19 protein-coding genes and 2 tRNA genes are annotated in these 25,790 nt (G+C 63.6%); 4 read left to right on the top strand and 17 right to left on the bottom strand.

All coding sequences use genetic code 11. The features are described 5' to 3' along the window. Nucleotides 1–52: 52 nt before the first annotated feature. The gene (ettA, locus tag M2332_RS02510; protein WP_264572842.1) at nt 53–1,732 is read right to left on the bottom strand and encodes an energy-dependent translational throttle protein EttA; all 1,680 of its coding nucleotides are present in this window, start codon (nt 1,730–1,732) and stop codon (nt 53–55) included. A 262-nt stretch (nt 1,733–1,994) separates the two neighbouring features. On the opposite strand from ettA, the gene M2332_RS02505 reads away from it, so the two are divergent. Both M2332_RS02505 and M2332_RS02500 read left to right on the top strand, forming a co-directional pair. Next, complete coding sequence (locus tag M2332_RS02505; RefSeq protein WP_181559675.1) at nt 1,995–2,201, top strand: hypothetical protein; 207 nt, start codon at nt 1,995–1,997, stop codon at nt 2,199–2,201. 228 nt (nt 2,202–2,429) lie between these two features. Further along, nucleotides 2,430–2,506: transfer RNA gene (locus M2332_RS02500), tRNA-Pro, on the top strand. Nucleotides 2,507–2,617: 111 nt separating this feature from the next. On the opposite strand, the gene M2332_RS02495 is transcribed toward M2332_RS02500, so the two are convergent. Continuing rightward, nucleotides 2,618–2,693 (bottom strand) — tRNA-Ile (locus tag M2332_RS02495). Nucleotides 2,694–2,800: 107 nt separating this feature from the next. Continuing rightward, complete coding sequence (locus M2332_RS02490) at nt 2,801–4,534, bottom strand: histidine kinase dimerization/phospho-acceptor domain-containing protein (RefSeq protein ID WP_264572841.1); 1,734 nt, start codon at nt 4,532–4,534, stop codon at nt 2,801–2,803. A 148-nt stretch (nt 4,535–4,682) separates the two neighbouring features. Between M2332_RS02490 and M2332_RS02485 the strand changes: the two genes are divergently transcribed. Continuing rightward, entirely contained in the window at nt 4,683–5,156 is a 474-nt protein-coding gene (locus tag M2332_RS02485) for an Lrp/AsnC family transcriptional regulator (protein ID WP_181559673.1), read from the top strand. Nucleotides 5,157–5,259: 103 nt separating this feature from the next. Here the strand turns inward: M2332_RS02485 and M2332_RS02480 are convergent, their stop codons facing one another. Continuing rightward, entirely contained in the window at nt 5,260–6,564 is a 1,305-nt protein-coding gene (locus M2332_RS02480) for a hypothetical protein (RefSeq protein WP_181559672.1), read from the bottom strand. A 306-nt stretch (nt 6,565–6,870) separates the two neighbouring features. On the opposite strand from M2332_RS02480, the gene gyrA reads away from it, so the two are divergent. Beyond that, complete coding sequence (gene gyrA, locus M2332_RS02475; protein WP_264572840.1) at nt 6,871–9,582, top strand: DNA gyrase subunit A; 2,712 nt, start codon at nt 6,871–6,873, stop codon at nt 9,580–9,582. A gap of 50 nt (nt 9,583–9,632) precedes the next feature. Here gyrA and alr read toward each other — a convergent pair whose 3' ends face one another. The 13 genes from alr to M2332_RS02410 all read right to left on the bottom strand — a co-directional run bounded on the left by alr (nt 9,633) and on the right by M2332_RS02410 (nt 25,596). Beyond that, nucleotides 9,633–10,679 (bottom strand): alanine racemase, encoded by a 1,047-nt coding sequence (alr, locus tag M2332_RS02470; RefSeq protein ID WP_264572839.1) that lies wholly within the window; start codon nt 10,677–10,679, stop codon nt 9,633–9,635. Nucleotides 10,680–10,763: 84 nt separating this feature from the next. Continuing rightward, nucleotides 10,764–13,451 (bottom strand): TonB-dependent receptor plug domain-containing protein, encoded by a 2,688-nt coding sequence (locus M2332_RS02465; protein WP_264572838.1) that lies wholly within the window; start codon nt 13,449–13,451, stop codon nt 10,764–10,766. Between the two features lie 375 nt (nt 13,452–13,826). Further along, the gene (gene wecB / locus M2332_RS02460) at nt 13,827–15,017 is read right to left on the bottom strand and encodes a non-hydrolyzing UDP-N-acetylglucosamine 2-epimerase (protein WP_264572837.1); all 1,191 of its coding nucleotides are present in this window, start codon (nt 15,015–15,017) and stop codon (nt 13,827–13,829) included. Between the two features lie 153 nt (nt 15,018–15,170). After that, nucleotides 15,171–16,847, bottom strand: a complete 1,677-nt coding sequence (locus M2332_RS02455; protein WP_181559667.1) for a formate--tetrahydrofolate ligase — start codon at nt 16,845–16,847, stop codon at nt 15,171–15,173. Nucleotides 16,848–16,934: 87 nt separating this feature from the next. Next, on the bottom strand, nt 16,935–17,801 hold the full coding sequence (locus tag M2332_RS02450) for a methylenetetrahydrofolate reductase (protein WP_264572836.1): 867 nt from the start codon (nt 17,799–17,801) through the stop codon (nt 16,935–16,937). A 92-nt stretch (nt 17,802–17,893) separates the two neighbouring features. Further along, complete coding sequence (ligM, locus tag M2332_RS02445) at nt 17,894–19,309, bottom strand: vanillate/3-O-methylgallate O-demethylase (protein ID WP_181559665.1); 1,416 nt, start codon at nt 19,307–19,309, stop codon at nt 17,894–17,896. A 345-nt stretch (nt 19,310–19,654) separates the two neighbouring features. Beyond that, nucleotides 19,655–20,197 carry a VOC family protein gene (locus tag M2332_RS02440; RefSeq protein ID WP_264572835.1) on the bottom strand — a complete coding sequence of 181 codons (543 nt, stop codon included), beginning with the start codon at nt 20,195–20,197 and terminating at the stop codon, nt 19,655–19,657. A gap of 13 nt (nt 20,198–20,210) precedes the next feature. Continuing rightward, entirely contained in the window at nt 20,211–20,927 is a 717-nt protein-coding gene (locus M2332_RS02435) for an alpha/beta fold hydrolase (protein WP_264572834.1), read from the bottom strand. Nucleotides 20,928–20,945: 18 nt separating this feature from the next. Then, the gene (locus tag M2332_RS02430) at nt 20,946–21,959 is read right to left on the bottom strand and encodes a zinc-dependent alcohol dehydrogenase family protein (protein ID WP_264572833.1); all 1,014 of its coding nucleotides are present in this window, start codon (nt 21,957–21,959) and stop codon (nt 20,946–20,948) included. A 50-nt stretch (nt 21,960–22,009) separates the two neighbouring features. Beyond that, nucleotides 22,010–22,768 carry a glutathione S-transferase family protein gene (locus M2332_RS02425; RefSeq protein ID WP_264572832.1) on the bottom strand — a complete coding sequence of 253 codons (759 nt, stop codon included), beginning with the start codon at nt 22,766–22,768 and terminating at the stop codon, nt 22,010–22,012. Between the two features lie 12 nt (nt 22,769–22,780). After that, complete coding sequence (locus M2332_RS02420) at nt 22,781–23,530, bottom strand: SDR family NAD(P)-dependent oxidoreductase (protein WP_264572831.1); 750 nt, start codon at nt 23,528–23,530, stop codon at nt 22,781–22,783. A 27-nt stretch (nt 23,531–23,557) separates the two neighbouring features. Continuing rightward, entirely contained in the window at nt 23,558–24,025 is a 468-nt protein-coding gene (locus M2332_RS02415; protein WP_264572830.1) for a protein tyrosine phosphatase family protein, read from the bottom strand. Between the two features lie 56 nt (nt 24,026–24,081). Next, entirely contained in the window at nt 24,082–25,596 is a 1,515-nt protein-coding gene (locus M2332_RS02410; RefSeq protein WP_264572829.1) for an aldehyde dehydrogenase family protein, read from the bottom strand. Nucleotides 25,597–25,790: the final 194 nt, after the last annotated feature.

Here is a 25,790-nt window from a genome sequence, read left to right as displayed (position 1 = left end):
GGCGATGAGTCTCTGACCCACCGAGCTCCCTGCCCCTCCCTGCAAGCCTCCGCTAGCGGGTCAGCTTCTTGTAAGCGAGTCGCGTCGGCCGATCCGCCGCGTCGCCCATGCGGCGGCGCTTGTCTTCCTCATAGGCCTCGAAATTGCCTTCGAACCATTCGACATGGCTGTTCCCCTCGAAAGCGAGGATGTGAGTCGCCAGGCGGTCGAGGAAGAAGCGATCGTGGCTGATGACCACAGCGCAGCCGGCGAAGTTCTCGAGCGCGTCTTCCAGCGCGCGCAGCGTCTCGACGTCGAGATCGTTGGTCGGTTCGTCGAGCAGGAGGACGTTGCCACCCTCCTTGAGCATCTTGGCCATGTGGACGCGGTTGCGCTCACCGCCCGAGAGCTGACCAACTTTCTTCTGCTGGTCCGGCCCCTTGAAGTTGAAGGCGCCGACATAGGCGCGCGTCTGCAACTCATGCTTGCCGATGGTCATCAGATCATGGCCGCCGGAGATTTCTTCCCAGACGTTATGATTCGGATCGAGCGCATCGCGGCTCTGGTCGACATAGCCCAGGCGCACGGTCGGCCCGACCTCGATGCTGCCCGAATCGGGCTGTTCCTGCCCGGTGATGAGCCGGAACAGCGTAGATTTACCCGCGCCGTTCGGGCCGATCACGCCGACAATGCCGCCCGGCGGCAGCGTGAAGGAGAGATCATCGAACAGCAGCTTGTCGCCATAGGATTTGGTGAGGTTCTTGGCCTCGATCACCTTGCCGCCAAGGCGCTCGGGTGTCTGGATGACGATCTGGGCCTTGCCCGGCGCGCGATTCTCCTGCTTCTCGACCAACTCATCGAACGCCCGGATACGCGCCTTGCTCTTGGTCTGGCGCGCCTTGGGCGACTGCCGGATCCACTCCAGCTCTTCTTTGATCGCCTTCTGCCGACCGGCATCCTCGCGCTCTTCCTGCGCCATGCGCTTAGCCTTGGCGTCCAGCCAGCTCGAATAATTGCCCTCGAACGGGATGCCCCGGCCGCGATCCAGCTCCAGAACCCAGCCGACGACATTGTCCAGGAAGTAGCGGTCGTGGGTGACGAGAATCACGTTGCCGGTGTAGTTGATCAGGTGTTGCTCCAGCCACTGGACGCTCTCGGCATCGAGGTGGTTGGTCGGCTCGTCGAGCAGCAGGATGTCCGGCTTTTCCAGAAGCAGGCGGCACAGGGCGATACGGCGCTTCTCACCGCCCGAGAGATTGTCGACGCTCCAGTCGCCCGGCGGGCAGCGCAGCGCCTCCATGGCGATCTCAAGCTGGTTGTCGAGCGTCCAGCCGTCGACCGCGTCGATCTTCTCCTGAAGCTCGCCCATCTCCGTCATCAGCGCATCGAAATCGCAATCTTCCGGCGGATCGCCCATGATCGCGCTGATCTCGTTGAACCGGTCGACCAGATCGGCGACAGGCCGCACGCCGTCCTTCACATTTTCGATCACCGTCTTGTCGGGATCGAGCTGCGGCTCCTGCGGCAGATAGCCGACGCGAATCCCCTCGGCGGCCCAAGCCTCGCCGGTATAATCATTGTCGATGCCGGCCATCACCTTCATCAGCGTCGATTTACCGGCGCCGTTTACGCCGATGATCGCGATCTTCGTTCCCGGCAGGAACTGAAGGTGGATGTTATTGAAAAGCGGCTTGTTTGCGCCGGGGAAGGTCTTGGTGAGACCCTTCATGACAAAGCTGTACTGGACGGCCATTGGGAAACGGTCCTCTTGAGCGGAATGGAGTGTCTTTGAATTGGCGCCCGGTTAGCTTACGGCGGGTCCATTGGCAAATCCCGGCTTGTGCCGCTCCCGCACTCTCCGCCTCCCCGCTGTAAAAGTGCTGTCCCACGCGAAAAACCGTTCCTTATTGCCAAGCACTTTGGTTGATAAGGCTATTGATTTCCCTGCGGCATGCGTTAATTGGGCCGCTCGTGCCCTTTGCTGTGCACGACCTTTGCTATGGGAGCCTAATAATATGAAGAAGTTTGCTGTGGCCGGCGCCGCGATCGCGCTCATGAGCCTTGCAGCGTGCGGCGAGAAGCCGGCTGCTGAGACCAACAACGTCTCCAACGAGCTGGTTGTGAACGAGCTGGACGCCGCTGCCAACGCTGCTGACAATGCTGCGAACGCGATGGACAACCTCGCCAACGTCTCGAACAACGCGGCGAACGCAGCAGAGTAATCTGCGACTGCGCTTCTGCGCATTGTTCAAGGGCGGCGTCGATCATCGGCGCCGCCTTTACATTTGGTGGTACGGTCACCGGCAATGCCGTTTGGATCGTGCCCGCCAGTTACAGGCACCGGTGATCCTTTTGCGATCATCGCCGCCTCGCCACCGGACACATCCGGGATCGGCGCGGCCTTTGTGCTTGCATCAAGGGCAAAGCGAAAGCTAAGGCCCGCCCTGGATCGGGGAGTAGCGCAGCCTGGTAGCGCATCTGCTTTGGGAGCAGAGGGTCGCAGGTTCGAATCCTGTCTCCCCGACCATTTTTTCCTTATTTTCCGAATGTCATAACCCGCGCGGCCATGATTGGGCCGGGCGGTCGCTCCGTCTCTGGCGAGGAGCGCAAGGCGCAGCAACGTCGGCTCTTCGATGGATGGTGGGCCCGGCAGGACTCGAACCCGCAACCTAGCCGTTATGAGCGGCCAGCTCTAACCATTGAGCTACAGGCCCCATTCTCCACCGCAGCGCATGGCGCCGGCTCTGGGCGCGTTAGCTTGCGGCGATCCTGCTTGGCAAGTCTTGATGCATGGTGGCGAGCGGAGCGAACAGGCGTCGGATCAGCCGTTATGGCCCTGCTCGCGATAGGCCTCGGGCGCGGTCGGCAGCACGATGCCGAAGGCCTGTGCCGTGATAGCGAACTCCCCACCGAGATGGCGGACGATTCCGCGCACCAGTTTGAGGGTGAACGCAAGGCCGAGCGGCGGCGTGTCGCCATAGAGGCGCTGCTCGACCACATAACCCTGTTCGAGAAAGGCGCGCGCCTCGATGCCGCGCAAGGCCGTCGGGCGACTCATCGTCAAGCTCACGGAGGCGCGCTCCGGCGCCGGACAGACGCACAGGACAAGCTGTTCCCCCGCCGCCAAGCCGGCATGGCCGATGCGGATCAGGTGATTCAACATGCGTTCGATCTGGTTGCGATCGCCATGCACAAGGCTGGAGCCGCTCTCGACCGAGAGATTGACGGCCTGGCCAAAGCCGGCGGCGTCCACCACCCTATGCAGGGCAGCGGTCAGATCGACATCATCCTGCTGGGCCGAGAGGTCTCCCCGCTCCAGTCGGCTTGCCGCGTCGAGATCGTCGAAGGTCGTCAGCAATGCCCGTGCATCCGCCAGGATGGCCCGGGCGATGTCGCGATAGACCTCAGGGACCGGGCCCAGGATCTGCGCTTCTATCATTTCGCCATAGCCCTGAACGGCGTTCAACGGCGTGCGCAGCTCATGGATCAGTTGCCGCGTGCTGGTGGCAGAGAGCGTGGCGCCCTCGTCGCTCGCCTGCATTTCAATGGGGCGAACCGGCGCCTCGAACCGCCGCTCGCGCCTGGCAATGCCGGTATAGCCCCGGAAGCGACCGCTCTGCCGGTCAAAATGCGGTTCGCCGGAGATGCGCCATTCGCCCGCCAGCGCACCGTCCTGCAAGGTCAGGCGGCTATTCTCGAACGCGGCGCGGTGCCGAAATGCCCCAAGCGTGGCGCCATCCACCCCATGGCTGACATCCACGCCCGGCGTCGCAATGCTGAGGCCAATGATCGCCTCGGGAAATGCGCCGTCGGTCAGGCGGACGAGGCCCGAGGCATCGGTCTCGAACTGAAAGCTGTCCACATCGGGCTCCGGCGTGTCCTGGACCCGAGACTCTGGCTGGACTGCATCCGGCAGAGGGTCAGCGGCGCCGGCCGCCTTGAACGGGTTCGCCTTCTTGAACCGCTCGATCTGCGCAACGAGACGGCCGATCTGGCTTGCCTCGTCTGTGCTGCCCGATCGATCAAGCTCGTCGGTCCCAGCGACCCGGTCCGCACTCAACGTCTCTGCTTCCGCCTCCCGAATCTCGGCGGCCGGCAGCGACAGATCGACTTCGCCGAAGCGCCGCAACGCAGCCATTGCGGCTTCCGGCAGATCCGGACGGCGACGCAGAACACTGCGGGCCAGCGGGCCCAGATGGGGTATCATCGCGGCCCAGTCTTCGCCGGTCAGGCGGACAGATTTCATCATCGCCACGACAACCGAAGGATGATCGCCCGCCAGCCACTGCACCAGCGTGGGGGAGCGGAGTCTGGACCCAAGTTCCACGACGGATGCGATGCGGCCTTCCAAGCTCACCTTCGGCCGGGCTTCCTGCAGGATGGTCAGGATGGTCAGGATGGTGTGGGCCTCGTCCGGCGAAAGCTTCTGGGTTTTCGCGCCGGAGACATCATATTGGGCAAGCAGATCCATGCACTGGCGCCAGCGCGTCACGGCGGCACCTGTGCCCTCGCCGCCATTGGCCAGCACCGTCCGCAGAAGATCGTTGAAACGCATTCAGTTGGCCCCTGTAACGGAACCGCGTGTACTGATGGTAAACCGACCCGCCTAGCGTTAAAAAATGGGACGTTGCATTGTGGGACAATTACGTTGCAGCGACATTATATGTCTGCAAGAACATCTACCGTGAAAGGAAATGTCCCCTATGCCCGGTAGTTCGCTGGATGAGACCGACGTCAAATTGCTCGACCTGCTTCAGGAGGATGGCCGCCTGACCAATGTCGAGCTGGCACGGCGCGTCGGCCTGACCGCCCCGCCCTGCCTGCGCCGGGTGAAAAGCCTGGAGGATCGCGGCTTCATCGCCTCCTATCACGCCCATCTCGATCCGGTCGCCTTGGGCTACACGACGACGGTGTTCGCCATGGTCAGCTTGAAAAGTCAGGCGGAAGAGGATTTGCAGGCGTTCGAGGCCCATGTCGCGGCGCTGCCGGAAGTCCGCGAATGCCACATGCTGAACGGCGAGATCGATTTCATCCTCAAGGTGGTGGCGCAGGATCTGCGCAGCTTCCAACAGTTCCTCACCTCGCAGCTCACCCAAGCGCCCAATGTCGCCAGCGTGAAGACGTCGCTGACGATCCGCACGTCCAAGAACCTGCCAGGCGTTCCGGTCGGCCGCTGAGCCCGGGCGTGGCTGAGGGCTGAGGCAGTCCGTCCAACGCCCAGCAAAAATGCCGGCGACAGAGCCGCCGGCATTTTAACTTTTTCGATCCACCCGCAGAGGTTCAGGCGTTGGGGCTGTTCAGCCACACCGTCCAGAGGTCGGCCGTCCGCTTGCGCACGCCGGTGCCGCTGACCTTGCCGAATGCCTCCAGAGCGCCGGCCTTATCGCCCGAGCGTGCGAGCGCGATGCCGAGGCGCGTGTTCACCTCGTCCGCATCCACGCCGCCCTTCTGCAGCGCGAGGCGATACAGGGTGACGGCCTTGGCATTGTCGCCATAGCTCATGAAGGCGCTGGCGGTATTGGCGGCGGGCTTGCCGGTGGCGGCAGACGCGGCGCTCTTCTCCGAGGTTGCAAGCGATGCGCGATCCTGCGTGATCCCGCTGGTCGCGACCTGATAGAGGTCGGACAGGGTGGTACCGCTCAGAACACCGCTGGAGCGACCCTGATCGATCACCGCCTTGACCTCGCCGGGCAGGCCGAGGCGATTGGCCGCCTCTGCATATTCATTGTAGTTATAGGCGCTCTTGAGCGACTTGGTGGCGGCCATCAGACGCATGATGTCGATGCTCTCGTCGCGGGTGGCATTGGGATATTCGTCCTGCAACATCCGCAGAACCAGCGCCCAGTTGTCCGGCGTGCCGCTGACCGGCAGTGCCAGCTTGGTCCAGTCGGAGAGCGTGGGCGACTTGGCGAACACCGCCATGCTCAGGCCCTTGTTGTACCAGCTCGCATCGACAGGCTGGCCCGATGCCTTCTGCAGTTCGATCGCGCGCTTGAGGTGCGGCAGGCCCTGCTCCACCTTCGCCTTGCCGGCATCGGTGAACTGGTTGTTGACGATCTGGTCCTGCGCCTCGTTGAAATAGGTGTTGGCGATCAGCACGTCGGGCGTGGGGCCGCCGTAACCGCCGTCGATGGCCGACTGGAAGTGGGTGCGGGCCTGATCATATTGCTTGGCGTTGAAGGCGAACTGGCCGACGAAATAGTGGAACTTCGCCACTTCGGTCGCCGGCGTCATGCCGGAGTCGATCATCGCTTCCAGAGCCTGGCGCTGGATGGCCTCATCCTTCTGGTTGATGCCGACCTGCAGCAGCAGGCTGCCGAAGAAGTAGCGATCGTCGGGCTTCGTCGCCGTGGACTGGATCTCGTCCAGTTTCGCCTTGGCGCCCGCAAAATCCTGCTTCTTCACCAGCTCCTGGGCTTCGACCGCTCCCTTCTGGAAGCCGCGGCTCAGCGAAATCTTGGGTGCCGAACTCTGTTCGGCCTGCTTGCCATCCCGGCTCTGCGCCGATGCGGGAGCCGTTGCGAAGGCGCCCGCCGCAAACGCGGCCAGGGTGATCGTAAGAGCAGTGGTATTGAACAGACGCATCAAATATTCCTCCAGAACTAAGATCTCGGCCCCCAAGTCGCGGATCCCGCTGACTTCATGGCCCTGCACTGCAGGATCACGCGTGAACGGGAATTGAATGTCGCTATAACCGCGGTTCCGGAGCTTGTCATGAGGGCGCGACGCCGGTTGGCACGGGAAATCCGCAAGCCGTCGCGCTCCCGCCCCCATTCGGCTTCGACCGGTTCGAGACAGCGTGCAATTTTGCCCTTTTCTCTGGCCTTTTCTGCAGTCGCGGGCTAGTCACACCGCTTCGAGTTCCCACCACGTAATCATAAGAGAAAACGCTTGAGCGACGAGACAATCCTCGCCGAACCCTCGGATATCAGCCCGATCAACATCGTCGATGAGATGAAGTCGAGCTATCTCGACTACGCCATGTCGGTGATCGTGTCCCGCGCGCTGCCGGATGTGCGCGACGGGCTGAAGCCCGTGCATCGCCGCATCCTGTTCGGCGCCCACGAAATGGGCTTCACTTATAACAAGCCCTACCGCAAATCGGCCCGTATCGTCGGCGACGTGATGGGTAAATATCACCCGCACGGTGACAGCTCGATCTACGACGCATTGGCGCGCATGACGCAGGACTGGTCGATGCGCGTGCCGCTCATCGACGGTCAGGGCAACTTCGGCTCGATGGACCCGGATTCGCCGGCGGCCATGCGCTACACCGAGGCGCGCCTTGCCAAAGTCGCCAACGCGCTGCTGGACGATCTCGACAAGAACACTGTCGACTTCCTGCCGAACTATGATGGCAGCGAGAGCGAGCCGCAGGTGCTTCCTGCCCGCTTCCCGAACCTGCTGGTCAACGGCGCCGGCGGCATCGCGGTCGGCATGGCCACCAATATTCCGCCGCACAATCTCGGCGAAGTCCTGCGCGCCTGCAAGGCGTACATGGATAACGGCGCGATCTCCGCCGAGGAGCTGATGGAAATCGTGCCGGGGCCGGACTTCCCGACCGGCGCGCTCATCCTCGGCCAGTCCGGTGCCCGCTCGGCCTACACGACCGGGCGCGGATCGATCATCATGCGCTCGCGCCATGTGATCGAGACCCTGCGCGGGGATCGTCAGCAGATCGTCCTCACCGAAATTCCGTTCCAGGTCGGCAAGGCCGGCCTCGTCGAAAAGATCGCCGAGGCCGCCAAGGACAAGCGGATCGAGGGCATCTCGGACATTCGCGATGAATCCAATCGCGAGGGCGTTCGCGTCGTCATCGAGCTGAAGCGCGATGCCACGGCGGATGTGGTGCTCAATCAGCTGTGGCGGCACACGCCCGCCCAGTCGAGCTTCCCGGCCAATATGCTCGCCATCCGTGGTGGGCGGCCCGAACTGCTGACGCTACGCGACATCATCGAGGCGTTCGTGCGCTTCCGTGAGGAAGTGATCACCCGCCGGACCAAGTTCGAGCTGGCCAAGGCGCGGGATCGCGCCCACATCTTGCTCGGCCTCGTCATCGCGGTCAGCAATCTCGATGAAGTCGTGCGCATGATCCGCGGGGCCAGCAGCCCGGCGGCGGCCCGCGAGGCGCTGCTGGCGCGCGCTTGGCCGATCGGGGACATCGCGCCCTATCTCAAGCTGGTCGAGGCCGCGGATGATGAGCCCTCGGGCAGCGTCTATCATCTGTCGGACGCGCAGGTTCGCGCTATTCTCGATCTGCGCCTGCACCGGCTGACGGCGCTTGGCCGCGACGAGATCGGCAATGAGCTCAAGGGGCTGGCCGATGCGATTGCTGGCTATCTCGAGATCCTCGCCAGCCGCGTTCGCCTGTTCGAGGTGATGCGCGCAGAGTTCGACGCGATCGAAGCTGAATTCGCCACGCCGCGCCGCTCCACCCTCGCCCCCGCTGCCGACGGCATCGAGGATGAGGATTTGATCGAGCGCGAAGACATGGTCGTGACCGTGACCATGTCCGGTTACATCAAGCGCACGCCGCTCGATACCTTCCGCGCCCAGAACCGCGGCGGCAAGGGCCGCGCCGGCATGGCGACGAAGGAAGAGGATGTCGTCACCGAGCTGTTCGTGACCTCCACGCACACGCCGGTGCTGTTCTTCTCGACGCTGGGCAAGGTCTACCGCCTCAAGGTCTGGCGCTTGCCGGAAGGCGGGCCGGCCACACGCGGACGTCCGATGGTCAACCTGCTGCCTCTGGCGGAGGGCGAGACCATCCAGACGGTGCTGCCGCTGCCGGAAGACGAGAATGAATGGGCGCAGCTCCATGTCATGTTCGCCACCGCCAAGGGCAGCGTACGCCGCAACGGCATGGATGCCTTCACCAACATCCCCTCGAACGGCAAGATCGCCATGAAGTTCGAGGGTGAGGACGCCGACGACCGCCTGATCGGCGTCGCGCTGCTCACCGAGGAGGATGACGTGCTGCTGGCCTCCCGCCAGGGGAAGGCGATCCGCTTCCGCGGCGATGATGTGCGCGAGTTCCAGAGCCGCAACTCCACCGGTGTGCGCGGCATGACGCTGAAGGAAGGCGACGAGGTCATCTCGCTCTCCGTGCTCCAGCGCGCCGGCATCCAGGACATGGAAGAGCGCGAGGAATATCTGCGCTTCGCTCCATGGAAGGGCGAGAAGGAGGGCGAGCCGAAGATGGCCGCCGACCGTTTCGAGGCCCTGCGCGCCCGCGAGCAGTTCATCCTAACCGTCTGCGCCAATGGCTATGGCAAGCTCTCCTCGGCCTTCGAGTATCGCCGCACCGGACGTGGTGGCCAGGGCATCACCAACATCGACAATATCGAGCGCAACGGTCCGGTTGTGGCGAGCTTCCCGGCGACCCGCGAGCATCAGCTCATGCTGGTGACCGATCAGGCCAAGCTCATTCGCATGGGGCTCAGCAGCCTGCGCGTGATCGGCCGTGGTTCTGCGGGCGTGCGCCTGTTCGACGTGGCGCAGAACGAGCATGTCGTGAGTGCCGCGCGGATTGAGGAAAGCACGGACGAGGTCGAGGCGGACATGCCGGCGACCGAGGGCGAGGCATCCGACACCGCAGAGTGAAGAACAGGCCCGTCAGCGTTGCCTTGAGCGCGCTGGCGGGCGGTTCATGATCAGACCCAGCGCCGCTCGAACCGCTGGCCCAGTCCGGTCAACAACTCATATTGAGACAGACCGGTGTGCGCTGAGGCGGTGGGCAGATCATAGTCCACCTCCAGCCAGGCCCCTTCCTCCAGATCCGGTGCCGCGCTGACATCGACGGCGATCAGATCCATGGAGACGCGCCCCAGCAGCGGCAGCCGCTCTCCGCCATGGAGCATCGCCCCTCCCCCGGCAAAAGCGCGCAGATAGCCGTCTGCGTAGCCAAGATTGACGATCGCCGTCTCGACGGGCGCCTTCGCGGTGAAGGTCGCGCCATAGCCCACTGTTTCGCCAGCTTCGACCCGGCGCCGCTGGAGGATCTGCGCATGAGGACGCACGACCGGGCGGATATGGCCGGCCGCAGTTGGCGTCGGCAGGCCGCCATAGAGCGCGAGCCCGGGCCTGGTCAGATCGAAAGCGTAATCGCTCCCAAGCAAAATGCCTGCGCTGTTGGCCAGGCTGTAGCGCCGCGCCGGCACCTGCTGCCGCACGGCCTCGAAGCGCGCGCGCTGCACCGCGTTCAGATCGGACATTTCATCGGCGCAGGCAAGGTGGCTGCAGAGTGTCTCGATCTCCAGCCCGTCCAGCACGCCAGCGCCAAGTTCATCGGGGCGTAGGCCCAGCCTGTTCATGCCGGTATCGATCATGACATCGCACGGGCCGCCGCCTGCAGCTTTCCATCGGGCGACTTGCGCGGCGCTGTTTAGCACCGGTCTTGCCGGTGCTGTCAGCGCAAAAGCCAAATCTTCCGCGCGCACCCCGTGCAACACACTGAGCGATGCGCCTTCCAGCAATGGTAGCACAGCCGCAGCTTCCTGCCATGTCGCGACGAAAAAATCCCGGCACCCGGCGGCCAGCAGATGCTGAAGAACCTCGGTCGCGCCCAGGCCGTAGCCATTGGCCTTAAGGGCTGCCCCGCAGGCTGCCGCCCCACTCTGCCCTGCCAGCCAGCGCCAATTGGCGATCAGCGCGTCACGATCCAGATGCAGGGCCAGCGGCGATGAGGGACAGTCGATCATGTCGGCGGGGTAGCGCGCTCGCCCCTGCCCGTCGAGAGCAATCCGGCCACCCGCGCCCTACTGGAGGGCGCGGGTGACATCGGGTCAGAATGCCTTGCGGACCGTCAGCGAGACAAACCGGCCGAGTGGGTTCGCCACAGTCGAGTCATAGACCTGATTGTTGGCGATCGCCGCGAAGGGTGGCGCGGCGTCGAACAGATTGAGCGCACTCAGCGAGAAGGACAGGCCGCTCAGCACGCCATCCGCCTTGGGCACGTCGTAGGTCAGCGTCAGATCGACCGTCGTGTAGGAGTCGACGGACTGCGATGGCGCGATGGTGCCCACCGTGTTGGTGTAGGCATTGGTATAGTTCACGAACATCGTGGCGCCGAAATTGTCGCCCCGCCACCCGAGATTGGCGCGGCCCCGGAACCGCAGCGGGAAGTTGGCGAGGTTCAGCCGGTCCACTGTCGGTGAGGTCGGGCCGGTCGCCCGTCCATAGCCGAGCAGATAAGTGCCGGAGACGCCGATATTGGCCGATCCGCCGCCCAGATCGAATGCATAGTTGGCCATGAAATCCAGCCCGTCCATCTTGATGCGGCCAACATTGTTGCGGCGGGCATCGACAATGGCATCGACATCCGAGGCTGCAATGATCGCCGGCGGCGCCCAGGGCAGATTGTAGATCGCGTTCACCTGCGCGACGGTCGGGTTGAAGGTCACGAACGGCGCGTAGGCCGGGTCGGTGAAGACCTGCACGCTGAAGACCGGCGCGGTCTCGATGACGTCCTTATAATCGATGTTGAAGTAGTCCAGTGACGCGGTGAAGCCGCTGTTCGGCGGGGTGAACTTCACGCCAACCGACCAGGTCGTGGCCTTCTCCGGCTTGAGATCGGCATTGCCGCCGACATATTCGATCACATTGCCGAACGGGCCGAAATTGGGGATCGAAAACACCGTCGCCGTGCTGGCGGGATTAGTATCGGACAGGGTGGGCGCCCGGAACGAGGTGCCGTAGCTGGCATGAGCCGAGACGCCCGGCACCGGATCGTAGCGGATGCCGAACTTCGGATTGGTCGTGCCGCCGACGTCGCTATAGTGATCATAGCGGCCGGCAATGTTGAGTTCGAGCCGATCAATGCCCGGCATGGCATTGGCCGCACCGACCAGCGGCACGTTCACCTCCGCAAAGGCCGACCAGACGTCGCGAGAGCTGGCCGTATCGCCAAAGAGGTTGATCTGCGAGAGCGATGGCCCGTTGATATTCTCGGCAGCGGTGTTGCGGTAATAATCATGGTGGAACTCGCCGCCCACCGCCATGCGCACCGCGCCGCCGCCGATGTTGAACAGCGCACCGTCCGTCTTCACGTTGACGAGATCGACCGTGTAGAGGCCGGTCACATCGAAGAAGGCGACGAGCTTCTCGATCTGGTCGCGGCTGTTCTGCCCGGTCCCGTAGACGTTCAGGGCCGTCGCGGGGTTGGAATCAGCCAGCGCGGCGGAGAGCAAAGCGGTGTTCAGGAAACCGTCCGTCTTGGCGCCGCCTTCCGTGGCGCCATGGGAGCCGTAGATGGAAAGCTGCCAATTGCCATCCAGCGAATAGTCGAACCCGGTCGCCAGCTGGTAGGAGCTTTCGTAGATGTTGCCCTGGATCGGCCCATATTCGTTAAAGGCATATTCGACGATCTGCGAGGTCTGCCCGGGCGCGAACTCGATGAAATAGGGATTGCTGCTCGGAACAGGCGTCGCGGCGCCCAGCGTCAGAGACCCCGCGCGCTGGTTCAGGGTCCGTTTGGAATAGAATCCGCTGGCCCACATTTTGAGCGCAGGCGTCAGTTCCTGATCGAGACGGCCAATGACGCTCCAGCGTTTGAGCTGCGGCAGAAGATCATTGTTCACATAGCTTTGCTGGAAGTTGGGCGTGGTCGAGAGGTCGGCGGGCGTCAGATTTTCACCGCTGCTGCCCGGGAGACCATAACGGGTAAAGGTCGCCGGATCGATCACATTGCCCGGCGAGCTGGTGAAGGCGCAGTTGTTCAATCCGCCAAAGGCACGCTGATCGCACTGGAACAGATCGGCGCGATCTTCCTGGCGCAGGCGGCTGTGGTAATAATAGTCGCCGGCAATCATCACCGAGCCGGTGTTCCACTTCTTGCCGAGGATGGCATTGCCCTGCCACTCGTCGTAACCATCAGCGAAGCCATAACGCGCGCTGGCCTCCAGTCCGTCGAAGTTGCGGCGCAGGATCAGGTTAGCGACGCCCGCGACAGCATCCGAGCCGTAAGTGGCCGAAGCGCCATCCGCCACGATGTCGATCCGTTCGAGCGCAATGGCCGGGATCACCGAGGCATCGAAGAGCTGACCGGCGACGCCACCCGGAGGCGCGCGGCGTCCATCGAGCAGGGTCAGCGTCGCCTGCGTGCCGAGGCCGCGCAGGTTGACGCCATTGGCGCGGGTGCTGTTGAGCGTCGCGCTGTTGACGTTGGTGCCCAGCGTGGCTTCGCCCGGCCCCAAGGCGGACACCTGCGGAATGGTCTTGAGGATATCCGATGTAGTGGCCAGCCCCGTGTCGCGGATTTCCTGCTGACCGACTGCAATCACCGATGAACCTACCGGCGCAACGCCGCGCAGCTGGGTGCCGGTCACCACGATGTCGGCGGTGTTCGCGGCATCATCGTCGGACTGACTGGTCTGCGTGGTGCCCGTCTGAGCGCTGACACTCTGCGACGCAACAAGTGCAGCGAACGACACGAAGCCAAGCGCAGATGCGCGCCGGAAGCCATTTTTGGCCATGATCCTCCCCAATATGACAGCGCGATCGGCCCTACTGTCGATCGTCGATATCGACTTACGAAAATGAATACACTTTGTCTAAACATTTTTGCAATCGATTGCTCCGACAAATACAACTGCTTTAGATTGTGTGGGATTCTGCTGGTCGGTCGTTGGGTGACCCGCTTCTTCCCGCTGGCTGAGCTAAGGTGAGCGAATCGCGTTGCGTCGAAGGGAGATGCCGGTGATCCTCATTGACCCAGCATTGGCGAGCCCGTAGAAATCGCAGATAAGCGAGATTCAGCATTCGCCCGACTTCCACGATCACTCCCATGCCATCGACCCCGCCAGGTTATCCGCCCGATCGCAGGCAAGATCATGATGCCAAGCCGCGCTCTATGGCGCGCTGGGCACGTGGGAAACCGATTGCAAGTTTGCGAGACTGGGCGCCACCATCCATCGCGTTGCGGCTTCCTCTGCCAGCACTGCCGCGATGCGTGCGGCGGCTTGGCCATCCCCGAAAGGACTATGGGCATGGGCCATGGCGGCATAGGCCTGCGGGTCGTCCAGCAACCGCGCGACTTCAGCGACTATGCGATCAGGGACGGTGCCGATGAGACGGGCGGTGCCTGCCTCGATGCCCTCTGGCCGTTCGGTCGTCTCGCGCATGACCAGCACCGGTTTGCCGAAGCTGGGCGCTTCTTCCTGGATGCCGCCACTATCCGTCAACACCAGGGAGGCTGCATCCAACAGGCCTACAAATCCTGGATAATCCAGCGGCTCAATCAGCGCGACATTCTCCAGGCCGGAAAGCGCGGGCTCCAGCGTTGCGCGGACCTGTGGATTGGGGTGGACCGGCCAGATGATGGCCACATCGTCGCGCTGGGCGAGGGTGCGGATGGCGGCGGCAATGTTCGAGAGCCCCTGCCCCAGATTCTCCCGCCTGTGGCTGGTGACGATAACGATCCGGCGCCCTGAAAAGTGCCGCAGCACGGGGGCGATCGAGCCCGCCAAAAAAGGCTGCTCCCGCAGCCTGCCCTGAGTCGCGAGCAAGGCATCCACCACCGTGTTGCCCGTAACGATAATCCGCCCTTGCGTATGCTCGGCTTCCAGCGCTGCCGCTGCCCCCGGCGTCGGGGCGAAATGCAGATTGGCCGCGCAGGCGATGATGCGGCGATTCACCTCTTCGGGCCATGGGTTATAGATATCGCCACTGCGCAAGCCCGCCTCGACATGCCCGACCGGAATGCGGCGGTAATAAGCCGCGAGGGCGGCCATCATTGCGGTCTTGGTATCGCCGTGGACCAGCACCCTGTCGGGCCGTTCGGCGTCGAACACGGCGCCCAAGGCGAGGATGAGCCGCGCCGTCAACGTATCGAGCGTCTGATCCGGCGCCATGATGTCGAGATCGAAGTCCGGCACAATCCCGGCGAGGTCGAGAACCTGGTCGAGCAAGGCCCGATGCTGTGCGGAAACGCAGACCTTCGTCTCGATCTGCGGTAGAGATTTCAGCGCATCATAGACAGGAAACATCTTGATGGCTTCGGGCCTCGTGCCGAAAACCAGCATCACTTTATAGCGCACCATCGTTCGCTTGCCCCCCACAGACAAGTCTCATTTAACCGATGGTTAATGCGTGGCAAACATTTGTTAACCGGAAAAGAAAATGGCCCGCCAGCAACGCCGACGGGCCAATCTCTCAAAATAGGAGGCCGTGCGCCTCCCCTCTGTCTTAATTGATCAGAACAGACCTTCGATCTGACCCTTGTCGTCCAGACGGATGAAGTCCGCCGACGGTGTCTTGGGCAGGCCGGGCATGCGCATGATGTCGCCGCACACCGCGACGATGAACTCGGCGCCTGCCGACAGGATCACGTCGCGCACCGGCACGACATGGTTGGTCGGCGCACCACGCAGGCTCGGGTCGGTCGAGAAGCTGTACTGCGTCTTGGCCATGCAGACCGGCAGATGGCCATAGCCATCGGCTTCCCAGCCCTTGAGCTTGTTGCGCACGCTGCTGTCGGCCGTCACTTCGCTGGCGCGGTAGATGCGCTTAGCGATCGTGTCGATCTTGTCGAACAGCGAGAGGCCGTCCTCGTAGATCGGTGCGAAGTTGGACGAACCGCCCTCGGCCAGGGCGACAACCTTGCGGGCCAACTCTTCGGTGCCCTTGGAGCCATTGGCCCAGTGGCTGCACTCCACCGCCTCGGCGCCAGCGGCTTCCGCGATCTCCTGAACGACAGCCATTTCCTCGGCCGTGTCGGTGACGAACTGGTTGATCGCCACGACCACGGGCACGCCGAACTGACGGACGTTCTCGATGTGACGGGCAAGATTGACGCCGCCCTTGCGCACCGCGTCCGGGTTCGCCGTGCCAAGATCGGCCTTGTCGACGCCGCCGTGCATCTTGAGCGCGCGGATAGTGGCCACGATGACGGCCGCGGAGGGCTTCAGGCCGGCCTTGCGGCACTTGATGTCGAAGAATTTCTCGGCGCCAAGGTCAGCACCAAAGCCGGCTTCGGTCACCACATAGTCGGCGATCTTGAGCGCCGTCTTGGTGGCGAGCACCGAGTTGCAGCCATGCGCGATGTTCGCGAACGGACCGCCGTGGATCAGCACGGGGTTGTTCTCGAGCGTCTGCACGATGTTGGGCTGCAGCGCGTCCTTGAGCAGGACGGTCATCGCGCCCGAGGCGTTCAGCTCGCGGGCCAGCACGGCCTTGCGGTCGCGCGTGTAGCCGGCGTGGATGTTGCCGAGGCGACGCTCCAGATCCTTGAGGTCCGAAGCGAGGCAGAGGATCGCCATGACTTCTGACGCCACGGTGATGTCGAAGCCATCCTCGCGGGGGTAGCCGTTGGACACGCCACCGAGCGAGTTCACGATCGAACGCAGAGCGCGGTCGTTCATGTCGAGCACGCGACGCCACGCGATACGACGGGGGTCGAGGCCGAGCTTGTTGCCCCAGTAGATGTGGTTGTCGATCAGCGCTGCGAGCAGGTTGTTCGCAGAGGTGATGGCATGGAAGTCGCCGGTGAAGTGGAGGTTGATGTCCTCCATCGGCACGACCTGCGCATAACCACCGCCGGCAGCACCGCCCTTGACGCCGAAGCACGGGCCGAGCGACGGCTCACGCAGCGCCGCGACCGTCTTCTTGCCGATGGCGTTCAGGCCGTCAGCAAGGCCGACCGTCGTCGTGGTCTTGCCCTCGCCGGCCGGCGTCGGGTTGATCGCGGTGACGAGGATGAGCTTGCCATCCTGATTGCCCTGCACGCTGTTGATGAAGTCCCAGGACAGCTTCGCCTTATACGGGCCGTAGTTCAGCAGCGCGTCCTGCGGGATGCCGACCTTTGCGCCGACCTCGGCGATGTTCTGCATCTTCGCTTCGCGTGCGATTTCGATGTCGGAGCCTTGAGCCATGATTCTCCTAGCCTTTCCATGATACGGCCCGGAACGGGCCGACCGTCTTTGTCCGGAATTAATTGAGCGGCAACGGACGCGAGCGCGTCAGATACCCTGCTTGCCCTTGAAGTTCACGATCCACTCGTTGGTCTTCACCAGACCGCCGAACGGATAGAAATGGAGGTGGAACTTGCCATGTTCCTCGCCCAGCGCGGGGACGAGATCGGCGATCACCGGATCGGGACCGGCGCTGCCGATCAGGCTGGTTATCGAGAGGCCGTACTTCTTGACGACCTTGGCGGAGGTGCCGACGCCGCAGCGCGCGGCGAAGCGGAGCAGCGTCTTGATCGAGGCCGGGCCGGCAAGGCCGATGCGCACGGGGCCGTCAATGCCCTCGGCGCGGATCTGCTTGAGCCAATCGAGCACCGGATCGGCATCGAAACCGAACTGGGTCATGATCGAATAGTCGATCCCCTGCTCCTTGAGCGAGGCGACCTTGTCATGCATCGCCTTGACGAGCTTTTCGTTGGTGATGTCCGGGTGACCTTCGGGATAGCCGGAAATGCCGACATGCTGGATGCCATATTCCTTGAGCGTGCCCGAGGAGATCACGGCCAGCGCGTCGTCATAGGGGCCGAGCGGTTCGGAAGGATCGCCGGCGATCACGAACACATGCTTGAGGTCGATCTGTGCGGCGAGCATGTCGAGGAAGCGGTTGAGGTCTTCCTTCACCAGCAGGCGCCGTGCGGAAATGTGCGGAACCGGCTTGAAACCGAGGTCCTGAATGGCCCGAGCCGCGCGGACGCGATCCTCGAACTCGGCACCCGGCAAAAAGGTGCAGGAAATGAGCGTACCCTGCGGGATCATGTGCGCGGCATTCTGCAGCGCTTCCACGTCCTTGGGCGTGATTTCGAGCGAGTAGTCTTCAAACAGCCGCGCCAGTGCGGTCTTGTCCAGGGTTGCCGTAGCCATGAAAAGTCCTCGCCTCGATTGGGGCTTATAGTGTCTTCGGAAGGTCGTCGGGGCGGCCACCCCCGAGGATGGCCGCCCGCAACGGGTCAGGATCAGGCGTCGACGCGAGCGCTGCGCCAGCCGCCTTCGTACGTCTCGCGCGCGGTCACCGAATAGGGAACCGGGCTCACGACGGCACGAACAGCGATCTGCTTGTGCGGCTCGACGGTGGACTTGCGCGTGCCGCCATTTTCCTCGCCCCACAGGACCGTCAGCTCGGTGCCGACGGGGATCTCGTGGTCGATCGTCGCGAGCGAAAGCGCGCGCTTCTCGTTGTACGAGTAGCCGGTGAACATCGAGATGCCGACCGTGTTGCCAGCGGCGTCGAGGACGGCGTCGGCATTGGTGTTGGCATAGTTGGCCAGCGGCAGGTCGAAGAACTTGTAGTGCGAGTCGGCGTCGGCATCGAACAGCGAACCATAGATCTTCGCCATGTCGTCGCCGTTCCAGGCCAGCGTGACCTTCTTGCGCTGCGTCGAAGCGTCGAGGGCTTCGAGCGCTTCGCGGCCGATGAAGTCGTGGTCGAACTTCACGAACGGACCGTAACCGATCTCATAAGGATTGGTGTAGTAATCCTCGATGTTGTTCGAGACGAACGAACCGCCGATCGCGCCGGTGGCTTCGTAGCTCTTGGCCGGCAGCCACTCACGATAGGCCTTCAGCTTCTCGCCGGTGTAGATGGCCGGCAGCGGGCTCGGGATCCAGCCGGATTCCAGCGTGTTCGAGGGATAAGCGCGCGAACCGACCTGCACCAGGCCAAGATCCTTGCCAGCCTCGACGATGGCGCCGCGGATGTCTTCCATCTCTTCGTACGGACCCCAGATTTCGAGACCCGGCGCGCCGGCCATGCCGTGACGGAGCGTGCGCACCGAGCGGCCAGCGATGTTCATGGTGGACATGTTGAAGAAGCGGAGCTGCTCGAGCTTGCCGCCATGCAGCTTCTCGATCACGTCCCAGGCGTTCGGCCCCTGGATCTGGAAGCGCCAGTAGCTGCGGTTGACGGGCTTGCCCATCGGACGCGAAGGCGAGCGGTCGTCATAGACGATCTCGACGTCGTAGCCGCCGGTCTCGGCGTGGTACTGCAGCCAGTTGGCAGCCGGCGCACGGCCGACATAGCAGAACACTTCGGGCTCTTCCCAGAAGATGATGCCGTCGCCGATGACGTGGCCATAAGGCGTCACGGGCACATACTGCTTGGCCTTGTTGACTTCCCAGCCCTTGGGCGAGTTGATCATCGTGTCGGTCAGGAGTTTGAGCGCGTCCTTGCCCTTGATGAACAGGTTGACCATGTGGTGCGACTGATCGAACAGCACGGCAGCGTTGCGCCAAGCCCACTGCTCGGAGCGCCAGTTGGAGAATTCCGGAGCAACGACCGGATACACATAGGCGCCGATCTGGCTATTGCGCAGCATTTCCACCGGATTGCCGGCGGCGTTGAGCACTTGCTCAAGATTGGTAGGGTTGGACATCAGAGAGCCTCTCCATTTGGATCGCGAGAAACAAGGGTCTGCGTTCGACGAGAAAGTCGAATCGATGGACGGGCGGAACATACGAAATTTTGTATGTTACACAAACGAAAAATTGGAAGGCCGCCCAGACCCTCGGGCGCAGAAATTAGCGAATTGATAGGGATTTATCACCTCGCAACGGCGTCAAAAAATTGCACGTTCATGCTGCACCAGCGAACCAGTTTCGGGCCCCGTCTGAGGCCGTTCCAGCAGATCGCGGGTTCATGCCGTTTCCACGGCGGGCGGTATCAGGCGCAGCGATGTTGCTGCGCAATATGATTGAGGCCGCACGGGGCCTAAACCGGCTCACAGGAAGGGCCGGATGGGGTCGCGGCCGTCCCAATCCTGCGTCTGCTCCCAGAAGGCGGTGAAGCCTGCATCCATGCCAGCCGTCGCAGGAATCAGCTCGACAAAGCCCGGCGCGCCCGGCCCGCCCTCGAAGAACGCGACAGAGCCACCGGTCGGAACGGGCGCCCGCTGGACCAATGTTTCCCCACGGGCAACCCGGCGCGCCACCTCGTCCTCGATGTCCTCGCGCGCGACGCCAAAGTGATGGAAGCCATAGCCCACGCGATCGATGGTCTCCTTGTAGACCGATGGATGGTCGTCCAAAGGCTGGATCAGCTCGATATTGGTCGAGCCGGCAAAGCTCATCGCAATGGCGCTGCTGCTCTTGCAGGTCTCGCCGCGATAGACATGATCCGGCCCCCCGAAGCTCGGCAGGACGAACCAGGGCCCGACGCCCGTGCGCTCGATCCACCAGTCGATCGCCTGATGGATGTCGCGGACCACATAGGCCATCTGGCAGATGGTGCCGATGTCGCCGCCGAAGCCAAATTTCTTGGTCATCCGTCTCTCCTCTTCATTCTTGTTCTGCGATGGTCGCCAAAGCACCCGCGAGGGTTTCCGGCATGGAAATGAACGGGCTGTGGTCGCTCTGGAGCGTGGTCACGCTGCGGGAAGGCAGCACCGCCTGCATCGCGCGTTGCACGTCCAATGAAAAGGTTCGGTCCTGAGCGCATTCGATGTAATGGCGCGGTACGCGGCCAAAGCGAGCCGCAGTGAGGCGCAGCGCGGTCCCGAATGGCCTCACCGGTTCGTCAATGAGCTGCACGACCGACTGCCGCTGGTCCTCAGGACTGCACAGCTGGTAGAAGAATTCCGCCGCTGCCGATGGATCGAACCGCAAGCCAAGGCCTGCATGGACGGGGCTGAGCGCGGCGCCGAAACGGCCCGTCTCCATCGAGCGCCCGATCACGTCATACAGGCTTTGCCCATCGGGGATGAGCGCGCCGCTGATATAGACCAGCGCCGCGAACGCCTCCGGCGCCAGCTCGGCGGCCTGGCTGGCGATGACGCCGCCGCGGCTATGGGCGCACAGGATCACCGGCTCAGCCTGGCGGCGGGCCTCCCCGATGATAAACTGCGCCCAGCCCTCCAACGAGACCTGCGCCATGGCGCGCGCATCGCCACCGGCACCCGGCAAGTCGGGCGCAAGCATGCTGTGTCCGGCCCGCTCCAGCGGCGCGCGCAGACGCTCGAAGCACGACCCGCTATGCCAGGCCCCGGGTATGAACATGAAGCGCGCCACGCGATCTCAACGAACGTCGATCACCACCTTGCTGAAATGTTCCGAACCGCTGCCATGCGCAAAGGCCGCCTTGGCATCCTCGAACGCATAACGGGCGCCGATGACCGGCTTAATCCCGTTGACGTCAATTGCCGCAGCCAGTCGCCGTGCCATGCCGCGCGAGCCGACGAAAATGCCCCGCAGCGTGCCGCCGACGAACATCAGGCCCGACGGGTTAGGCCCGCCAATGGGATTGAGCACGCCGATGAGCGCAACCTCACCATTGTGGCGCAGTGCGGCCATGCTTTGCTGCACCGTGCCAGCACCGCCCACCTCCACCACCTTGTCGACGCCGCCCATCGTGGTGGAGACATGCTGACCCCAGTCCTCGATCTCGCTATAGTTGATGAGATGATCGGCACCCAGCGCCTTAGCGCGCTGCAGCTTGGCGTCGCTGGAGGAGGTAATGATGACCTCGCAGCCCGCTGCCTTGGCGAGTTGCAAGGCGAGGATCGAAACCCCGCCGGTGCCCAGCAGCAACACACGCTCGCCGGGTTTGACCGGCCGTGGACCTTCAAACAGGGCGTTCCAGGCCGTCACACCGGCGCAGGGCAGGCAGGCAGCCTCGGCGTAGCTGAGCGACTTGGCAACGGGAACCACGCCCTGCTCCGGCAGAACGACCACTTCGGCGAGCATCCCGTCAGCGCCGGCCGCGCCGAGCGCGAGGCCAGCCGCCGGATTGGGCGGGCCATCGTCCCAGCTCTGGAAGAAGGTGCCGGCTACCCGGTCGCCAGGCTTGAACTGCGTCACGCCCGCACCCACGGCAATGACTTCGCCCGCCCCATCAGACAAGGGAATGGTGGGGTTGGGCACCGGACCGCCGAGATAGCGCCCGAGCACCACCGCCTGATCGCGATAGTTGAGCGAACAGGCATGAACCCGGATCGCCACCTGGCCGGGGCCGGGCGCGGGCTGATCGCGCTCGACCAGATGAAGATCGTCGATCGAGGTGGCCCCCGCCGCCAGTTGCCATGCACGCATAGTCAAACTCCTTCACTCATCTCAATTCACTGTGTCGCCGGCTACAGCGCCTAGCGGTCGCCAGACCATGTCCGCAGGCCCGGCGCGGTGCGGTCTTCGCTGGCCAGCGCCTCGGCGACGGCCGGGCGCGCCTTCACCCGCTCGCGCCAATCGACGATCCGCGGATAGTTGGTCGTAACATCCAGCTCCGGGAACATCCGCTCTACCATCGCGCCGCAATGGCTGAAGAAATTGATGTCCGCCGTCGTGTACATCTCGCCGGCCAGCCAGGGCGTCTTACCAAGCTGGGCCTCGATCTTGCGCAGTGCATAGATGATCTTATCGCTCGCGTTGGCGAGGTCCGTCTCGGAAAAGCCAGAGCGCGCGGTCGCCCATTTCTTGCGCTGATCGGGGAGCGGAATATGCTCGAGCAGCTTCTCGAACTCGCCATTCTCGATGTTGCGCGCGATCACGCCGACGAGCCGGTGCCAGCCATGCATGGAGACATAGTTCATGACATGCTCGTCCACAAACTTGTTCCAGTAGCGCACCTTGGTCTTGCCGAGCGGATCGTAGGGCATCAGCGGGACTTCGGGAAAGACGTCTTCCAGATACTCGTTGATGACGGTCGTGTGGGTGATCACGGCGCCATTATGGACCAGCACCGGCACCTGCCCTTCCGGGTTGATCGCCTTGAACCAGTCCGAATGCTGCTCGAACTTGTGGAGATCGACGTAGATCGACTCATAAGCCAGCCCCTTCTCCTTCAAGGGGATCATCGACTTGAGGGAATTGGCCAGTGGCTCGGCGTGGTAATATTTGAGCGTCATCCTGAGGGTTCCTTAAACTTCGAGCGTATCGAGCACGCCGCCATCGACTGCCCAGTTCTGCGCCGTCACATGACTGGCAGCCGGTGAAAGGAGGAAGCAGGCGACCTCCGCCAGTTCATCGGCGCTGCCCATCCGGCGCTGGGGCACGCGCTGATTGATGCGCGCGGCTTGCTCGGGCGGGATCAGGTCAAAGGCCGGCGTTTCGATGAAGCCGGGGACGATGCAGTTGCACCGCACACCCCGCGGCGCCAGTTCGACGGCGATGGCGCGCGAGAGCCCAAGCACGCCATGTTTGGATGCGACATAGGCCGGGTTCATCGCCATGCCGCGCTTGCTGGCCATCGATCCGGTGACGAGGATGCTGCCCTCGCCCGCTTCCACCATTCCCGGCGCGAGCGCCTGGATCGCCCAGAAGACGCTGGTGAGGTTGACACGGATCACCTCGTCGAACAGCTCGGGCGAATAGGCCAGCGCCGGCGCGAAGTTGCCCGCGAGCCCGGCATTGGCGAACAACCCATAAGCCGGCCCGAAATGCGCCACGGCGTCCGCCAGCGCGCCTTCGAGCGCGGCTTTGTCACCAACATCGGCGGCAAAGGCAGCGGCATGATCGCCAATGGCCCGTGCCTGATCGGCGAGCGCGTCCTTGCGCCGCGCGAGCATGGAGACCCTCGCGCCACGGGCGGCGAGCATCCGCGCCGTCGCCAGTCCTATACCGCTGGATGCGCCCGTGACGATCACATGCCGCCCCGCAAAGTCTGTCATGGCCTCTCTCCTCTCCCTGCGCACCGTCTAGCGCGGCGCGATGATCTCGATCCACGGCCCAAGGTCCGGGCTGCTCCCGGACGTCGCCATGTCGGCAGGATCCCATATCTGCGTCATCAGTGCCCGCGCTTGTTCCTCGGCGATGCCGAGCGCATCCCGGCGGTAGCGATACACGAACGCCGAGACCCGCCAGTTCATGATGCAGTGGATGTGCACCGGCGCGTCATCGGCTTCCAGCGCTGCGACGAAGGCCCGATAATGCGCCTCGGTCGGCGCCTCGAACGGGATGGGGATATGCGTGTAACGCAGCCCTGCCTCGGCAATCTCTGCAGCCGCATTCGGCAACGCATCCGGGTGACTGCCCAGCGCCAGATTGATGACATGGCCCACGCCGATCGTGGCGAGGCGCGCCGGATCGCCCGGTTGAAGGCGGCCGGATGTGGTGATCCGCGTATCCACGCGCAGAAAGTTCCGGATATCGTCCGGGTCCGCCATATCCCTCGACCGATCTCGCCCCCTCCCCGGCTGAGGAGGGGGCGCTCATTTGTGGATCAAAGGGCGATGATCACCGATTTCAGCTCGGTATAGGCCTCGACGCCCTGCCGACCCTGCTCGCGACCAAGGCCGCTCTCCTTGAAGCCGCCGAACGGCAGCGCGGGATCGATCATCGAGTGGCAATTGCCCCAGATCGTACCGGCCTTCAGCTTCGCGGCCAGCTTGTGCATGGCCGAGAGATCCTTGGTCCAGATGCCCGCCGCAAGGCCAAAGCTCGTATCGTTGGCCTGCCGCGCGACTTCGTCCAGATCGTCGAAGCGTTGGGCCACCACGACCGGGCCGAAGATCTCCTCGCGCACCACCCGCATGTCGGGCTTTACATCCACGAGCACGGTCGGATTGACGTAATAGCCGCCCTCGCTGGCCGGCGTGTCACCACCGACGGCCACCGACGCGCCCGCCTTCTTGCCGTCCTCGATATAGCCCATCACCCGCTGCATCTGCTCGTCGCTGACCAGCGGCCCCATATGCGCATCGGGGTCGAGGCTGGCGCGCGGCTGCCAGAATGCGGAGGCTTCGACGAAACTCTCCAGCACGCTGTCGAACACGCTCTTGTGCGCGTACAGCCGCGAGCCGGCGACGCAGACCTGGCCGGAATTGAAGAAGATCGCCTGCGCCGTGCCGGGGCCGACCACCTTGGGGTCGACATCGGGCAGCACGATGACCGGGGACTTGCCGCCCAGTTCCAGCGTCACGCGCTTGAGGCTGTCGGTCGCGGTGCGGTTGATGATCTTGCCGACTTCCGTCGACCCGGTGAACGCGACCTTGTCGACATCGGGGTGCCGCACGAGGCGGTCGCCGGCGGTGTGGCCATTACCGGTGATGATGTTCACCACGCCGGCCGGGATGCCGGCCTCGGCGATGAAGTCCGCAAGGCGCAGCGCGGTAAGCGAGGTCTGCTCGGCCGGCTTGAGCACCACCGTGCAACCGGCGGCCAGGGCCGGGCTGATCTTCAGCACCGCCATCAGCAGCGGGAAGTTCCACGGCACGATCTGCGCAGCGACGCCGATCGGCTCACGGCGGACATAGCTGTGGAAGGCACCGCGCGGCGCGGACATGGGCTCGATCATCTCGCCACCCAGCTTGGTTGCCCAGCCCGCCATATAATGCATCATGCCGATGGCACCGGGCACGTCGATGGCACCGGCCATGCCCTTGGGCTTGCCATTGTCGATGGCTTCCAGCTCGGCCAGTTCATCCGCATGGGCGCCGAGAATATCGGCGAGCTTGCGCATCATCGTCTCGCGGACGATGGGCGGCAGGTCGGACCAGCGGCCATCGTCGAACGCGCGGCGGGCGGCTGCCACGGCCCGATCGACGTCGGCATCGCTCGCATCGACAAAGCGGCTGATTTCCTTGCCGGAGCTGGGATCGATCACGCCCAGCGTCTCACCGCCGGTGGAATCCACCCACTGCCCGTCAATGAACAGCTGCGGCTTGCGGGCGAGCGCCTTCTTGGCCGCTTCCGAATAGGGGAATTGCTCGAGCTTCACGTTGCTCATCTGGTTCATTCATCCAGCTCCTCTGTGAACCCGGCTCAGCGTGCCGGGCATATCATCTGCCCAGAGCGCTCCGACGCTTCTTGGCGGCGAAGGAACGCGCATGACCCAAATCATCGATCTCGACGACAGGTTTAGGACAAAGTCATGATGAGAGTCGATGGGGTGATTGCGGGAGGCTGGCGATAACCGTAATCGCCGCCATT

It is taken from the genome of Sphingobium sp. B11D3A (genome assembly GCF_025961695.1).
Taxonomy (GTDB): Bacteria; Pseudomonadota; Alphaproteobacteria; order Sphingomonadales; family Sphingomonadaceae; genus Sphingobium.
Note: the sequence above shows the minus strand (reverse complement) of the source record. Positions and strands in the feature narration are given on the sequence as shown.

Bases quoted from the DNA above. Each gene is read 5' to 3' on its own strand.
- M2332_RS02430 (WP_264572833.1), bottom strand. From the start codon at position 21,959: ATGCGTGCATGGCAACTGGCGGCGGGGGCCACCTCGATCGACGATCTT.
- ettA (WP_264572842.1), bottom strand. From the start codon at position 1,732: ATGGCCGTCCAGTACAGCTTTGTCATGAAGGGTCTCACCAAGACCTTC.
- M2332_RS02465 (WP_264572838.1), bottom strand. From the start codon at position 13,451: ATGGCCAAAAATGGCTTCCGGCGCGCATCTGCGCTTGGCTTCGTGTCG.
- wecB (WP_264572837.1), bottom strand. From the start codon at position 15,017: ATGGTGCGCTATAAAGTGATGCTGGTTTTCGGCACGAGGCCCGAAGCC.
- M2332_RS02435 (WP_264572834.1), bottom strand. From the start codon at position 20,927: ATGTTCATACCCGGGGCCTGGCATAGCGGGTCGTGCTTCGAGCGTCTG.
- ligM (WP_181559665.1), bottom strand. From the start codon at position 19,309: ATGTCCAACCCTACCAATCTTGAGCAAGTGCTCAACGCCGCCGGCAAT.
- M2332_RS02450 (WP_264572836.1), bottom strand. From the start codon at position 17,801: ATGGCTACGGCAACCCTGGACAAGACCGCACTGGCGCGGCTGTTTGAA.
- M2332_RS02490 (WP_264572841.1), bottom strand. From the start codon at position 4,534: ATGCGTTTCAACGATCTTCTGCGGACGGTGCTGGCCAATGGCGGCGAG.
- alr (WP_264572839.1), bottom strand. From the start codon at position 10,679: ATGATCGACTGTCCCTCATCGCCGCTGGCCCTGCATCTGGATCGTGAC.
- M2332_RS02425 (WP_264572832.1), bottom strand. From the start codon at position 22,768: ATGACGCTCAAATATTACCACGCCGAGCCACTGGCCAATTCCCTCAAG.
- M2332_RS02410 (WP_264572829.1), bottom strand. From the start codon at position 25,596: ATGAACCAGATGAGCAACGTGAAGCTCGAGCAATTCCCCTATTCGGAA.
- M2332_RS02480 (WP_181559672.1), bottom strand. From the start codon at position 6,564: ATGCGTCTGTTCAATACCACTGCTCTTACGATCACCCTGGCCGCGTTT.
- M2332_RS02455 (WP_181559667.1), bottom strand. From the start codon at position 16,847: ATGGCTCAAGGCTCCGACATCGAAATCGCACGCGAAGCGAAGATGCAG.
- M2332_RS02485 (WP_181559673.1), top strand. From the start codon at position 4,683: ATGCCCGGTAGTTCGCTGGATGAGACCGACGTCAAATTGCTCGACCTG.
- M2332_RS02505 (WP_181559675.1), top strand. From the start codon at position 1,995: ATGAAGAAGTTTGCTGTGGCCGGCGCCGCGATCGCGCTCATGAGCCTT.
- M2332_RS02420 (WP_264572831.1), bottom strand. From the start codon at position 23,530: ATGACAGACTTTGCGGGGCGGCATGTGATCGTCACGGGCGCATCCAGC.
- M2332_RS02440 (WP_264572835.1), bottom strand. From the start codon at position 20,197: ATGACCAAGAAATTTGGCTTCGGCGGCGACATCGGCACCATCTGCCAG.
- M2332_RS02415 (WP_264572830.1), bottom strand. From the start codon at position 24,025: ATGGCGGACCCGGACGATATCCGGAACTTTCTGCGCGTGGATACGCGG.